At 69.3% G+C, this 13460-nt stretch carries 11 protein-coding genes and 1 pseudogene; 8 read left to right on the forward strand and 4 right to left on the reverse strand.

Features of this window, described 5'->3' with window-relative positions; all coding sequences use genetic code 11:
* The first annotated feature begins 264 nt into the window (after positions 1-264).
* The 6 genes from EST54_RS25040 to EST54_RS25065 all read left to right on the forward strand — a co-directional run bounded on the left by EST54_RS25040 (position 265) and on the right by EST54_RS25065 (position 7336).
* A complete protein-coding gene (locus EST54_RS25040; protein ID WP_129249984.1) occupies positions 265-1542 on the forward strand; it encodes an extracellular solute-binding protein in 1278 nt (425 codons plus the stop codon).
* Between the two features lie 53 nt (positions 1543-1595).
* Positions 1596-2474 carry a carbohydrate ABC transporter permease gene (locus tag EST54_RS25045; RefSeq protein WP_239013824.1) on the forward strand — a complete coding sequence of 293 codons (879 nt, stop codon included), beginning with the start codon at positions 1596-1598 and terminating at the stop codon, positions 2472-2474.
* Positions 2475-2476: 2 nt separating this feature from the next.
* A complete protein-coding gene (locus EST54_RS25050) occupies positions 2477-3343 on the forward strand; it encodes a sugar ABC transporter permease (RefSeq protein ID WP_129249986.1) in 867 nt (288 codons plus the stop codon).
* Between the two features lies 1 nt (position 3344).
* A complete protein-coding gene (locus tag EST54_RS25055; protein ID WP_129249987.1) occupies positions 3345-4967 on the forward strand; it encodes a glycoside hydrolase family 13 protein in 1623 nt (540 codons plus the stop codon).
* Positions 4952-6022 (forward strand): LacI family DNA-binding transcriptional regulator, encoded by a 1071-nt coding sequence (locus EST54_RS25060; RefSeq protein ID WP_129249988.1) that lies wholly within the window; start codon positions 4952-4954, stop codon positions 6020-6022. The genes EST54_RS25055 and EST54_RS25060 overlap by 16 nt, the downstream gene beginning before the upstream one ends.
* 318 nt (positions 6023-6340) lie before the next feature.
* Positions 6341-7336 carry a hypothetical protein gene (locus tag EST54_RS25065; RefSeq protein ID WP_129249989.1) on the forward strand — a complete coding sequence of 332 codons (996 nt, stop codon included), beginning with the start codon at positions 6341-6343 and terminating at the stop codon, positions 7334-7336.
* 11 nt (positions 7337-7347) lie between these two features.
* Here the strand turns inward: EST54_RS25065 and EST54_RS25070 are convergent, their stop codons facing one another.
* Together EST54_RS25070 and EST54_RS25075 are read right to left on the reverse strand one after the other, a co-directional pair.
* On the reverse strand, positions 7348-7545 hold the full coding sequence (locus EST54_RS25070; protein ID WP_129249990.1) for a DUF397 domain-containing protein: 198 nt from the start codon (positions 7543-7545) through the stop codon (positions 7348-7350).
* Positions 7542-8372, reverse strand: a complete 831-nt coding sequence (locus tag EST54_RS25075) for a helix-turn-helix domain-containing protein (protein ID WP_239013781.1) — start codon at positions 8370-8372, stop codon at positions 7542-7544. The genes EST54_RS25070 and EST54_RS25075 overlap by 4 nt, the downstream gene beginning before the upstream one ends.
* A 154-nt stretch (positions 8373-8526) precedes the next feature.
* Here EST54_RS25075 and EST54_RS25080 point away from each other — a divergent pair.
* A pseudogene (locus EST54_RS25080) lies at positions 8527-8988 on the forward strand (ATP-binding protein); the annotation flags it as partial.
* 32 nt (positions 8989-9020) lie between these two features.
* On the opposite strand, the gene EST54_RS25085 reads toward EST54_RS25080, so the two are convergent.
* Together EST54_RS25085 and EST54_RS25090 are read right to left on the reverse strand one after the other, a co-directional pair.
* Positions 9021-9812, reverse strand: coding sequence for a hypothetical protein (locus tag EST54_RS25085; protein WP_129249992.1), 792 nt, complete (start codon positions 9810-9812; stop codon positions 9021-9023).
* Between the two features lie 70 nt (positions 9813-9882).
* Positions 9883-10368 (reverse strand): hypothetical protein, encoded by a 486-nt coding sequence (locus EST54_RS25090; RefSeq protein ID WP_129249993.1) that lies wholly within the window; start codon positions 10366-10368, stop codon positions 9883-9885.
* Between the two features lie 353 nt (positions 10369-10721).
* On the opposite strand from EST54_RS25090, the gene pulA reads away from it, so the two are divergent.
* The gene (gene pulA, locus EST54_RS25095; protein WP_129249994.1) at positions 10722-13376 is read left to right on the forward strand and encodes a pullulanase-type alpha-1,6-glucosidase; all 2655 of its coding nucleotides are present in this window, start codon (positions 10722-10724) and stop codon (positions 13374-13376) included.
* The last annotated feature ends 84 nt before the right edge of the window (positions 13377-13460 follow it).

The raw sequence follows: 13460 nt of genomic DNA on the forward strand, positions 1-13460 counted from the left end.
GGCCCGGGGGGCGGGGCTGGGGGAAGTGAGCTCCTGGGTCATCTGCCGTCCCTGTCGGTCAAGAGGCGTGCATGCCGTTACGCAATCAACGCTCGGACGGGCGCGGGGTGACGGTGTCGGGAGCGCCCGCAGGGTCCTGTTCGAGTCATCTCGCTGCAATTCGTTCCAGTGGCCTTGCAGAAATTTGCCGCAAGGTCTTTCGGTTTGTTTGCGGCGCTGTTACGTTCCTGACCGCCATCTGAGGCATTTCCCTAAGGAGTTCACATGCGGCGTGGCATACGGGGCGTAACAGCCACCGCGCTGGTAGCGGGCCTGGCACTGGCGGCGACGGCGTGCGGTGGGGGTGACGGCGGCAGCGGCGGCAACAGCGGGGGCGAACTGTCCGGAACCGTTACCTTCTGGGACACCTCCAACGACGCCGAGAAGGCGACGTACCGCAAGCTTGCCGAAGGTTTCCAGAAGGCGCACCCGAAGGTCCACGTTCAGTACGTGAACGTCCCGTTCGGCGAGGCCAACGCCAAGTTCAAGAACGCCGCCGGCGGCAACTCCGGTGCCCCCGACGTGATGCGCACCGAGGTCGCCTGGACCGCCGACTTCGCCAACCTCGGCTACCTCGCCCCGCTGGACGGCACCCCCGCCCTCGACAAGACCGGCGACTACCTCCCGCAGGCCGTCGGCTCCACCAAGTTCAAGGGCAAGACCTACGCCGCACCCCAGGTCATCGACACCCTCGGTCTCTTCTACAACAAGAAGCTCCTCAAGGACGCCGGCGTCGGGGTGCCCAAGACCTTTGCCGAACTGGCCACCGCCGCCAAGAAGATCAAGGCCAAGACCGGCGCCACCGCCCTCTACCTGCGCGGCGACGACCCCTACTGGTTCCTGCCCTACCTCTACGGCGAGGGCGGCAACATGGTCGACGCCCGCGACAAGATCGTGCAGATCGACGACGGCGCCGGCGTCAAGGCCTTCAAGACCCTCAAGGACCTGGTCGACTCCAAGGCCGCCGTCACCGATGCCACCGACGGCCAGGAGAACCAGCTCAAGGCCCTCAAGGACGGCACCGTCGCGATGGCCGTCGACGGCCCCTGGGACATCGAAGGCGCCCGCGCCGGCAAGGCCTTCAAGGACAAGGAGAACCTCGGCGTCGCCCCCGTACCCGCCGGCTCCAAGGCCCAGGGCTCCCCGCAGGGCGGCTGGAACCTCTCCGTCTACGCGGGCAGCAAGAACCTCCAGGCCTCCTACGCCTTCGTGAAGTACATGAGCTCGGCCGCGGTCCAGCAGCAGACCACCGACAAGCTCAGCCTGCTGCCCACCCGCAAGTCCGTCTACGAGGTGCCGGCCGTCAAGAACAACGAGATGGTCAGGTTCTTCAAGCCCGCCGTGGACGGCGCCGTCCAGCGCCCCTGGATCGCCGAGGGCAACTCCCTCTTCGAGCCGATCAAGGTCCAGATGAACAAGGTGCTCACCGGCTCCGCCACGCCCGAGCAGGCCGCCAAGGCGACCGGCGACGCCTACCGGAAGCTGCTCAAGGACTACAAGTGACCGTTGCTGTACGGGTGCGCCGGGCGCTGGGCACCCACTGGTACGCATGGACGATGGTCGCCCCGGTGGTGCTCGTCATCGGGGTGATCATCGGCTACCCGCTGGTGCGCGGCGTCTTCCTCTCGCTCACCGACGCCAACGAGGCCAACGTCGAGCGGAACATCGGCTTCAACCACCTTCCCGCCACCTATCAGTTCACCGGCCTGGACAACTACAAGGCGGTGCTCACCGACGGCGTCTTCTGGGACCGCCTCGGCTGGACCGTGACCTGGACCGTCGCCTGCGTCTCGATCACCTTCCTGACCGGCCTCGCCCTGGCGAACATGCTCAACCGCTCGCTGCGCGGCCGCACCTTCTACCGCCTGGCGCTGATCCTGCCGTGGGCCATCCCCGCCTTCATCTCCGTCTTCACCTGGCGGATGCTCTACAACGAGAAGAACGGCATCCTCAACAAGCTGCTGGCCGGCGGCGGCATCGACGCCGTCCCGTGGCTCAACGACCCCACCTGGGCCAAGCTCTCGGTCATCGCCGTCAACGTCTGGCTGGGCGTGCCCTTCATGCTCGTCGCACTCCTCGGCGGCCTCCAGTCCATACCCGGTGAGCTCTACGAAGCCGCCGAGATGGACGGCGCGAGCGCCTGGCAGCGCTTCCGCCACATCACCGTCCCCGGACTGCGGGCCGTCAGCAGCACCGTCATCCTGCTCTCCACCATCTGGACCTTCAACATGTTCCCGGTGATCTTCCTGCTGACCCGGGGCGGCCCCGGCGACGCCACCGAGATCCTGGTGACCTACGCCTACCGGCTCTCCTTCGTCGACAGCCCCCGCAACTTCTCCGAGTCCGCGGCCTGGGGCGTCCTGATCCTCGTCCTGCTCTCGGCCGTCGCGGTCGTCTACCGCAGGGCACTGCGCAAGCAGGGAGAGGTGTGGTGACCATGACCCGCACACCGCCGGCCCGCACCGGCACACCCCGCAAGCGCGCCGAGCGCTCCCGGCTCGCCTCCGCCGGACTGCACCTGACCCTGGCCGTCGCGGCCGTGATCGCGGTGTTCCCGCCCCTGTGGCTGCTGGTGACGTCCTTCAAACCCCGCAACGACGCCTTCTCCACCAGCCTCGTCACGCACTTCACCCTCGCCAACTACACCCACGTGGTGGCCGACACCGAGTTCCTGACCTGGTTCAAGAACTCCGTGCTCATCGTCGGGGTGACCACCGCCCTCGGGGTCTTCCTCGCCGCCACCACCGGCTACGCCGTCAGCCGCTTCCGCTTCCCCGGAATGCGCCCGCTGATGTGGCTGCTGCTGATCACCCAGATGTTCCCGGTCGCGGTGCTGATCGTGCCGCTCTACAACCTGCTGGCCGGCCTCGGCCTGCTCAACCAGCCCGCCGGCCTGGTCATCACGTACCTCACCATCGCCGTCCCGTTCTGCGCCTGGATGATGAAGGGCTTCTTCGACACCATCCCGGTGGAGATCGACGAAGCGGGCCGGGTCGACGGCCTCAACCCCTTCGGCACCTTCTGGCGGCTCGTCCTGCCGCTGGCCCGCCCCGGCCTCGCCGTCACCGGCTTCTACACCTTCGTCACCGCCTGGGCCGAGGTCGCCTACGCCTCCGCCTTCATGACCGGCGAGGAGAACCTCACCCTCGCCGGCGGGCTGCAGACCTTCGTCAACCAGTACACCAACGACTGGGGTTCGATGACCGCCGCCGCCGTGATCATCGCCGTCCCGGCCGCGCTCGTCTTCGCCTTCGCCCAGCGCCACCTCGTCGCCGGACTGACCGCCGGCACCACAAAGGGTTGACATGACTCCACAGCACAACGTCACTCCTGAGAACGCCACTCCCGACAACGTCGCGCGGGCCACCGACTGGTGGCGCGACGCGGTGATCTACCAGGTCTATCCGCGCAGCTTCGCCGACGGCAACGGCGACGGCATGGGGGACCTGGCGGGCATCCGCGGCCGGCTGCCGTACCTGCGCGACCTGGGCGTGGACGCCGTCTGGCTGAGCCCCTTCTACGCCTCCCCGCAGGCCGATGCGGGCTACGACGTCGCCGACTACCGCGCCATCGACCCGATGTTCGGCACCCTGGCCGACGCCGAGGCCGTCATCCGTGACGCGCACGCCCACGGCCTGCGCATCATCGTCGACCTCGTCCCCAACCACTGCTCCGACCAGCACGTATGGTTCCGCCGTGCGCGCGCCGACGGCCCCGGCTCGACGATCCGCGAGCGCTTCCACTTCCGCAAGGGACGCGGCGAGAACGGCGAGCTGCCGCCCAACGACTGGGAGTCCCTCTTCGGCGGCCCCGCCTGGACCCGGGTGGCCGACGGCGAGTGGTACCTCCACCTCTTCGCCCCCGAGCAGCCGGACTTCAACTGGGACCACCCCGCCGTCCGGGACGAGTTCCGCTCCGTCCTGCGCTTCTGGCTGGACCTCGGCGTCGACGGCTTCCGGGTGGACGTGGCCCACGGCCTGGTCAAGGCCCCCGGCCTGCCCGACATGGGCCACGGCGAACAGCTCAAGCTGCTCGGCAACCAGGTCCTGCCGTTCTTCGACCAGGACGGGGTGCACGAGATCTACCGCTCCTGGCGCACCGTCCTCGACGAGTATGCGGGCGAGCGGATCGCCGTCGCCGAGGCCTGGACCCCCACCGTCGAACGCACCGCCCGCTACCTGCGTCCCGACGAACTCCACCAGGCCTTCAACTTCCATTACTTGAACACCGACTGGGACGCGACCGCCCTCCGCGAGGCGATCGACACCTCACTCGACGCCATGCGCCCGGTCTCCGCCCCCACGACCTGGGTGCTGTCCAACCACGACGTCGTACGCCACACCACCCGCCTCGGCGGCGGCCTGGACCGCGCCCGCGCCGCCACCCTCCTGATGCTGGCGCTGCCCGGCTCCGCCTACCTCTACCAGGGCGAGGAACTGGGCCTGCCCGAGGTCACCGACCTGCCCGACGAGGTCCGCCAGGACCCCTCCTTCTTCCGGGCCGCGGGCCAGGAGGGCCTGCGCGACGGCTGCCGGGTGCCGCTCCCGTGGAGCGGCGACGCGGCCCCGTACGGCTTCGGCACCGGCGGCAGCTGGCTCCCGCAGCCCGCCGACTGGGCCACGCTCACCGTCGAGGCCCAGACCGGCGACCCGGACTCGACCCTGGAGCTGTACCGCACCGCCCTGTCCCTACGACGGACCCATCCCGCCCTGGGCGCGGGCGAGTCGGTCGAGTGGCTGGACGCCCCCGACGGCGTCCTGGCCTTCCGTCGCCCCGGCGGCCTGGTCTGCACGGTCAACACGACCCAGGCCCCGGTCCGCCTCGCCGACCCCGGCGCCCGGATCCTCCTCTCCTCCCGTCAACAGAAGCTCTCTGACGGGGACTTCGCGCTGCTGCCTGCCGACACCACCGTCTGGTGGCAGGAGTGACCCTGCCCGACACCCATGCCACCCCCCGGCTCTCCGACATCGCCGGCCAGGCGCAGGTCAGCGAGGCCACCGTCAGCCGGGTCCTGAACGGCAGGGCGGGCGTCGCGGCGAGCACCCGGCAGCGGGTGCTCGCCGCGCTCGACGTGCTCGGCTACGAGCGTCCCGTACGGTTACGGCGCCGCAGCGCGGGCCTGGTCGGCCTCGTCATCCCGGAACTCACCAACCCGATCTTCCCGGCCTTCGCCCAGATCATCGAGCAGTCGCTGGCCGGCCACGGCTACACCCCGGTGCTGTGCACGCAGATGCCGGGCGGGGCCACCGAGGACGAACTCGTCGAGCAGCTGGAGGAGCGCGGCGTCACCGGCATCGTGTTCCTGTCGGGGCTGCACGCGGACACCCGTGCCGACCCCACCCGCTACGCCCGGCTGGCCTCCCGCGGCGTCCCGTTCGTCCTGATCAACGGCTACAACGACCGCATCGCCGCGCCGTTCGTCTCACCCGACGACGGCGCGGCGGCCCGGATGGCGGTACGCCACCTCGCCGAGCTGGGGCACGAGCGGATCGGGCTCGCCGTCGGCCCGGCCCGCTACGTGCCCTCCCGCCGCAAGGCCGAGGGCTTCGCGGCGGCGCTGGGCGAGTCGTTCGGCCTGTCGAGGGGGCAGGCCGAACGACGCGTCCAGCACACCCTGTTCAGCGTCGAGGGCGGCCACGCGGCCGCCGTCGCGCTGCTCGACGACCAGGACTGCACCGGCATCGTCTGCGGCAGCGACCTGATGGCGCTGGGCGTCGTCCGCGCGGCCCGCCAGCGGGGGCTGGACGTCCCCGGCGATGTCTCGGTCGTCGGCTTCGACGACTCCCAGCTGATCGCCTTCACCGATCCGCCGCTGACCACCGTCCGCCAGCCGGTCCAGGCGATGGCGACCGCCGCGGTCGGCGCCCTCATCGAGGAGATCCACGAGCGCGCCCAGGGTCGCCGGGCCTCGCCCCAGCACTCCGAGTTCGTCTTCCAGCCGGAACTCGTCGTACGGGGATCGACGGGGCCGGTCGGGAAGTGACCTCCGGCTCACGGCGGCTCTGACCTGCTAAAAAACCGTGGTCTGCCCCCGCACGTCTCGTGGTACGGGCGGGGCGGTCTTGTGGCTCCCCGTGGGGTGCGCGGGCTCGACCGCAGAGTTGTGGCCGGGGCGTCGACGCCGGGCCGCTGCCGTGTTTCGAATGACTGAAACCGGCGGCGCAAGTCGGGCATAAGCAGCGTTCGGGAAATAGGGAGTCACGCCATGACGAATTCAGCCTCCGCCCTGCGCAGGGCGGATAGACGAAGGGTCAGAAATGCCACGGTACTGGCTGCGGCAACGCTTGTCGCGGCGCCTTTGATGGGTACCGCGTCACCGGCCGCGGCTGCCGACGAGCAGAAGCCGATCGACAACGCAAAGATTTACTCGTCGGAGGACGAGATCACCGCGAGGATGGCGGGGACGGACGGGCAGAAGGGGTGGGCACCCGTCGCGGACTCCGAGAGCGTGATGGGCTACCCCAAGGGCATCGACCGGGACAAGGACAACAAGGTCAAGCCCGTCTACCGGGATGATGTGCAGACCCAGTACGACCCTAAGCAGGCGGTCGTGGACGCCAAGGCGGCGGCGAGGAAGTTCGCGGAGGACACGACGAACCACCCCGCGCCTTTGCGGGAGGTGGCCAAGCAGCTGGCGGATTCGACCCTCACCGATCCCTTTGTCACCAAGGACACCAACGACGACAAGCTCTTTGCGAAGGGCACCGAGGGCCCTGCCGAGGACTACTGCGCGGGCAAGATGCCCAAATACGCCGGAGAGCCGCCGCAGAATGACGCCAAAGCGAATCCGTGCGTCTTCGTCGGCAAGCTCGACAAGAAGGCCGGCTCCAAGTACCCCAAGGTGGACGGCGGCAGTGGCATCGCGGGCGGGGGGAAGAAGACGTACTCAGTCGAGATACAGAGCACGGAGGAGGACAGCACCACCTCAGGCTGGTCGGCGGGTGGCAAGCTTACGACCAAGGTCACCAGCACTCCCGCGGGAGACAAGGGGGGAGCGACGCCAGAGCTCAGCGGTGAGGCCAGCTTCACCTACAGCTACTCCTCCACCACCACCAACAAGGTGATGACCTCACAGAAGGATCAAACCGAGGTCGAGTTCCCGAGCGACAAGAAGGGGAGTCTGCAAGGCCGGCGCGACGGCGCGTACTACATCGGCTGGATCATCGCCCGCAAGGTCAATCACAAGATCCTCGATGACAACGCGGGCCAGGAGCAACTGGTCGCCATCCCTGCCCGGGTCTACGTCCAGTCTCCCCAGTCCAGCACCTCTGTTACCTACTTCAAGTACCAGGAGTAGGAGTGACCGGGTTAGCGAGCAGCCCCTGCCTGGGCGGCGTACGCAACGAACGCCGCCCAGGACTGGGCCGGTACGGCGAGCTGCGGCCCGTCCTTTTCCTTGGAGTCACGGATGTGGATGGTGGTGGGGGAGGGGGATATCTCTATGCAGTCGTCGCCAGAGCTGCCGCTGTAGCTGCTCTTGAACCAAGCCAGATCGGTGGTGTTCATAGCGCTCCTCGCATCTGCTTTAGCAGGCTCGTGGAGTCCTCGGGGGTGAGGGCCTGTGAACGCAGTTTTGCATAGCGCATATGGAGCGTGCTGATCGTCTTTGAGTCAGAGATGAGCAGGCCGCTTTCCTGCCCCTCGCAGTAGGCGTACCACCGGTTGGTCGGGGTCTCCAATAGCCGCAGTGGTCCGTCCATCCCGGCGTGAACTCCCCGCGACAACGGCAGGATCTGCAGCTCGACGTTCCGAAGCTCTGTGCATTCCAGTACGTGGTCGAGGAGTTCTCGGGTGGTGCCCACGCCGCCGGTCCGGCGCAGGAAGACGTGTTCATCGACGATGAAGCTGAACGCCGTGTTCGGCCTGTCTTGCAGCAGCCTCTGCCGATCCAGACGGGCGGTCACCTGAATCTCGGCTTCCTCGTCGGTCAGTAGCGGGATGCGGTGCTCGAACAGCTCGCGCGCATACGCCTCTGTCTGCAACAAGCCCGGAATCAACCGGCATTCGTACGTGTAGAGACTGATCGCCTGCTCCTCCAACGCCGCCCACTGCCGGAACCACGCCGCAATCCCCGGCTTCCGCGCCAGATGGATGGCCGCCGCCCGTAACACCCCGAACGCATCCAGCGCCTCCTCCGCCCGCTCGATGAAATCGGGGGGCGGCAGTCGTCGCCCCTGCTCGATCGAGGCCACGGTCTGCGGCGAGAACCGCACCAGCGGGGCCAGGCCCTCCTGCGTCAGTCCCGCCCGTTCCCGGAAAGCCTTGACCACGGCCCCGAATGTCTTGAGGCTGTCAGTGGATTCCGGTTCACCGCTGCCCGTACCGCCGGTCATGTCCCGCACCTCCATGCGCTCGTCCGGCCTCCGCCCAACTCACCCATGATTACTCTGCGTTACGCGTACTGTCTACCCCTCGTGTCCGTACGCTGACTCTCCGTACGAGCCAGAGGCCTGGTCATGCGGCAGAAACGGGCGGCACCGTAGGGGCATGCCAGTCCACGTCTCCCCTTCGGCGGACCATCTCGCGGTCACCGTACGTGTGTTCAGTCAGCGCTTCAGTGCCACCCGCCGCGGCGCCCGGCTCGCCCGGCGGCTCGCCGTGCAGCAACTCGACGCCTGGGGGTTCCCCTACGGCGGTGAGGTATCCGACTCCGTCGGCCTGATCGTCGGCGAACTCGCCGCCAACGCCGCGATCCACGGCCGCGTACCCGGCCGTGACTTCGAACTGCGCCTGAGGGAACTGCCCGGCTCCGACCGTCCCGGCACCCTCCGGATCGAGGTCGCCGACACCCGTACGGAGAAGCGTCCGCCGGGCCCCGGTGCCTTCGCGCCGCCACCGACGGACTCCGAGGCCGGCCGCGGGCTGGTCCTCGTGACCGCGCTCGCGACCCGCTGGGGCGTCCTCGACCGGCACCCCGTCGGCAAGACCATCCACGCCGAACTGGATCTCTGGCGTCGGGAAGAGACGAGACGGCCGGGCGCTCAGGGTTGGGTGTCGGGCGGGGACGCCAGCGAGGCGGTGACCACCACCTGCTCCGCGCATGCGACCGCGCGCAACGCATCGCCGACGACCTCGACCAGCCACACGGCGACATCCGGCGACCACTCCGGCGCCCGGCATGCGAACCGCATCACGCCCCGCTCGCGGCCCTTGTTGTAGCCGTGCTCGCCGTCCACGTCCGCCATGCCGGACAGATCGAGCTGGCCAGCGGAGACGTCGACTTCCGCGAGGTCACCGAGTCGCTCTCGGACGGCGTCGCGCACGGCCGTCTCCTTGCCCCACCCCGCCTGGCCGGTAGCGGCGGTGACGCTCACCGGCACCGACGCGGACGGGTCGGCGAGAGCGAACCACTTCCGCATCGCCTCCAGGTCGTCGGAGGCATCACCGACGAGTTCATGCAGCGGGAGGACGGCATGCAGCCCGGTGAACCGGACGCGCCCGAGCCGGTTCATCGCGTCCGACAGGATGCGCGCCACGTGAAGGACCGGGAGCCGCGACTCCCGGACGTCGTTCGGGATGTCCGCCGACATCCATGCCAGCTCCCGGACCCGCCCGTCCTGCGTCCAGTCCCCACCGGCCAGGCAGTCGGCCCAGCGTCCCGGGTCCTGGACGATACGGGCCTCGCCCCAGCCCTGGTACTTGTAGGTCCAACCGCCGGTGGAGTACCAGCCGTAGGCCTCCGACCTGCGCATGGCGAGGCCGTACAGTTCGCTTCCGGTGTCCTCGCAGGTGAGGTGCGACGTCCACGGATACCGGTCGAGTACTCCGTGCAAGGCAACAAGCGTCTCGTAGTACACGCCAAGGGCCTTTCTGTACCCGACCGGTTTCCGAGCGCGGCCGGTGCTAGATGCCGCAGTACAGCGTCTGCGTCTTGGTCACGAGCTTCTCGGGGCTGTCCGGATAGCCGACGATGTCTGCGTCAACCACCGTACGGAAGTGGTTCTTCGCGATCAGGTTGGTGCACTTCCAGTTGGCGACCGCCCGCTTGTTGCTTCCGCCGCCGGGCGGAACGGTCTTGACTCCCTTGTCGAGAGTCTTCCACCCGTGGGAGGTTTTGACCTGCAGCCAGATGGTGATCTTGGCGTGTGTCGCCGGGCCGTCGATCTTCTTCCACCAGCCGTGCGCGTTGACCGTGTTCCGCACGGTGTGTGAGAAGTGGGCGTAGTCACCCTTGGTCAGGAAGCCGTGCGGGGCTTGGGCGCCTTGGGCGTCGACCGCCTGGTAGCTGTGTGCCGGCTTGCTGTGGTCGTCGGCATGGGCCGGCATGGTCGAAGCGGCGGCCAGCAGAACGGCCAGCACGGCCGATGCTCCGCCGATACGGATCTTCACGATGATTCCCCCTAGTTTGGTCGCGTACATGGCGCGCCGCGACGAATCCAACCACGCCACCCCACTCCGCACAATTGCTTTGAATCGCAGGGTGAATCTCAAGGTGTGTGCAGATGTGGTGAGTTGGGCGTGGGGGCGTGGGGCGGGGGACTCCGGGGCATTCGCCTGCCGGCCCAGCGGGGCCGGTCCGGGCTTCCGTAGTGGGCGCCGGTCCGGGCGGCCGGGCGCGTAGGGCCCGTTGGGACGGGTCTCCGGCCGGCCGGACCGGCTGTTACGGGAAGGAACGTAACACCCTTGCAATGTCTTGCGTAAGGTCTTGCATCGCCGAATCGTCGCGGCTAGAACCATGACCCATGTCCTTCACCCCACACCGGTCCGCCCGGCGCCTGGCCGCCGCCCTCGCCCTGACCCTCGGCGCGGCGACCCTGCTCGTCTCCTCCCTGCAGCAGCCGGCCCAGGCGGCGCCGTCCGGCCCGGGCCAGGTGTCGGCCCAGTGGATCGACCGCGACACCGTGGTCTGGAAGGGCGCCGAACGCGCCGGGGCCGAGTTGGAGTTCGGGCCGAACCGGTCCGGCGCGGCCGGGCGGCGCATCCGGCTCACGCCCGGCACCCTGACCCCGGCCGAGCGCAACGCCTTCCCCCATCTGACGGGCTATCCGGCCTTCACCGTCGACCCCCGCGACCGCGGCCTGGCCCGTACGGCGCTGCGCGGACGGATCGTCGCCACCCAGCACGCGGCGGACGGCCGGAGCCTGACCACCGGCGTACAGATACCCGGAGTCCTGGACGACCTCTACGGCGACCGGGCCCAACACGCCCGGCTGGGACCGGTCTTCGACCACGGCCGCCCCACCCTCTCCGTCTGGGCGCCCACCGCCCGTACCGTCGCCCTGGAACTCGACGGCCGCCGGGTCCCGATGCGACGGGACGACAGCAGCGGCGTCTGGCACGTCCAGGGGCAGCGCGACTGGGCCGGACGGCCGTACCGCTACCTCGTCACCGTCTGGGCGCCCACCGTCGGCAGGACCGTCACCAACAAGGTCACCGACCCCTACTCCACCGCCCTGACCGCCGATTCGTCCCGCAGCCTCGTCGTCGACCTCGGCGACCTCGCTCTCGCCCCCAAGGGCTGGGCGGACCTGCGCAAACCGGCTGCGGTGCCGCTGCGCCGGGCCCGCATCCAGGAGCTGCACGTCCGCGACTTCTCCGTCGAGGACCGCACCTCCCGCCACCCGGGGCAGTACCTCGCTTTCACCGACCAGCGGTCCGACGGCATGCGCCAGCTGAAATCCCTGGCAGCCGCTGGAACTTCTTACGTGCACTTGCTGCCGGCTTTCGACAGCGCAACCGTCCCGGAGAAGCGCGCCGACCAGGCCCGTCCCGGCTGCGACCTCGCCTCCTACGCCCCCGACTCCGAGCGTCAGCAGGACTGCGTCACCAAGACGGCCGCCCGCGACGCCTACAACTGGGGCTATGACCCGCTGCACTACACCGTCCCGGAGGGGTCGTACGCCTCCGACCCGGAAGGCACCGCCCGTACCGTCGAATTCCGCCGGATGGTGCAGGGCCTCAACGGCGCCGGGCTGCGCACCGTCATGGACGTGGTCTACAACCACACCGCCGCGAGCGGCCAGGACCCGCACTCCGTACTGGACCGCATCGTCCCCGGCTACTACCAGCGGCTCATGGACGACGGCAGCGTGGCCACCTCCACCTGCTGTTCCGGGACCGCGACCGAGCACACCATGATGGGCAAGCTCGTCGTCGACTCCGTCGTCACCTGGGCCAAGGAGTACAAGGTCGACGGCTTCCGCTTCGACCTCATGGGGCACCAGCCCAAGGCCAACATCCTGGCCGTCCGCAAGGCGCTGGACGCACTGACCCCGGCCAAGGACGGGGTGGACGGCAGGTCGGTCATCCTCTACGGCGAGGGCTGGAACTTCGGCGAGGCCGCGAACGACGCGCGCTTCGTCCAGGCCACCCAGAAGAACATGGCGGGGACCGGGATCGCGACCTTCTCGGACCGCGCCCGCGACGCCGTACGCGGCGGCGGCCCCTTCGACGCCGACCCCCGCGTCCAGGGCTTCGCCTCGGGCCTGTACACCGACCCCAACTCCTCACCCGCCAACGGGAGTCCGGCCGAACAGCGCACCCGGCTGCTCCACTACCAGGACCTCCTCAAGGTCGGCCTGACCGGCAACCTCGCCGACTACACCTTCACCGACAGCACCGGCCGGCGGGTGACGGGCTCCGGCGTCGACTACAACGGTGCCCCGGCCGGTTACGCCGCCGCACCCGGTGACGCGCTCGCCTACGCCGACGCCCACGACAACGAGACCCTCTACGACGCGCTCGCCTACAAGCTCCCGCAGCGCACCGGCGCCGCCGACCGCTCCCGTATGCAGGTGCTCGCGCTGGCCACCGCCGCCCTCTCCCAGGGCCCGGCGCTCTCCCAAGCGGGCTCCGACCTGCTGCGCTCCAAGTCCCTGGACCGCAACTCCTTCGACAGCGGCGACTGGTTCAACGCCCTGCACTGGAACTGCGAGGACGGCAACGGCTTCGGCCGCGGACTGCCCCCGGCCGCCGACAACAAGGACAAGTGGCCCTACGCCCGGCCCCTGCTGGCCGACCCCGCGCTGCGCCCCGGCTGCGCCACCATCCGCCACACCGCCGCCGCCTACCGCGATCTGCTCCGTATCCACGCCACCGAACCGGCCTTCGGCCTGCCCACCACCGACGCGGTACAAAAGGCGCTCTCCTTCCCCCTGTCCGGGAAGGACGAGACCCCGGGCGTGCTCACCATGCGCCTCGACAACCTCGTCATCGTCTTCAACGCCACGCCGCAGCGCGCGCAGCAGACCGTCCAGGCCCTCGCGGGCGAGCCCTACGCCCTGCATCCCGTCCAGGCCCACGGCACCGACCGCACCACCGCCACCGCGTCCTACGCACGCTCCTCGGGCACCTTCGCCGTCCCGGCCCGGACGGTGGCGGTCTTCCGGCGCGGCTGAGCGGGGCCGGAGCCCCAAGCGGTGGCGCAGGAAGCCCCGCCGGACCGTGGTCTGGCGGGGCTTCTCGGCGTCTCGACTACCCTC

Source organism: Streptomyces sioyaensis (assembly GCF_004122735.1).
Lineage (GTDB): Bacteria > Actinomycetota > Actinomycetes > Streptomycetales > Streptomycetaceae > Streptomyces > Streptomyces sioyaensis.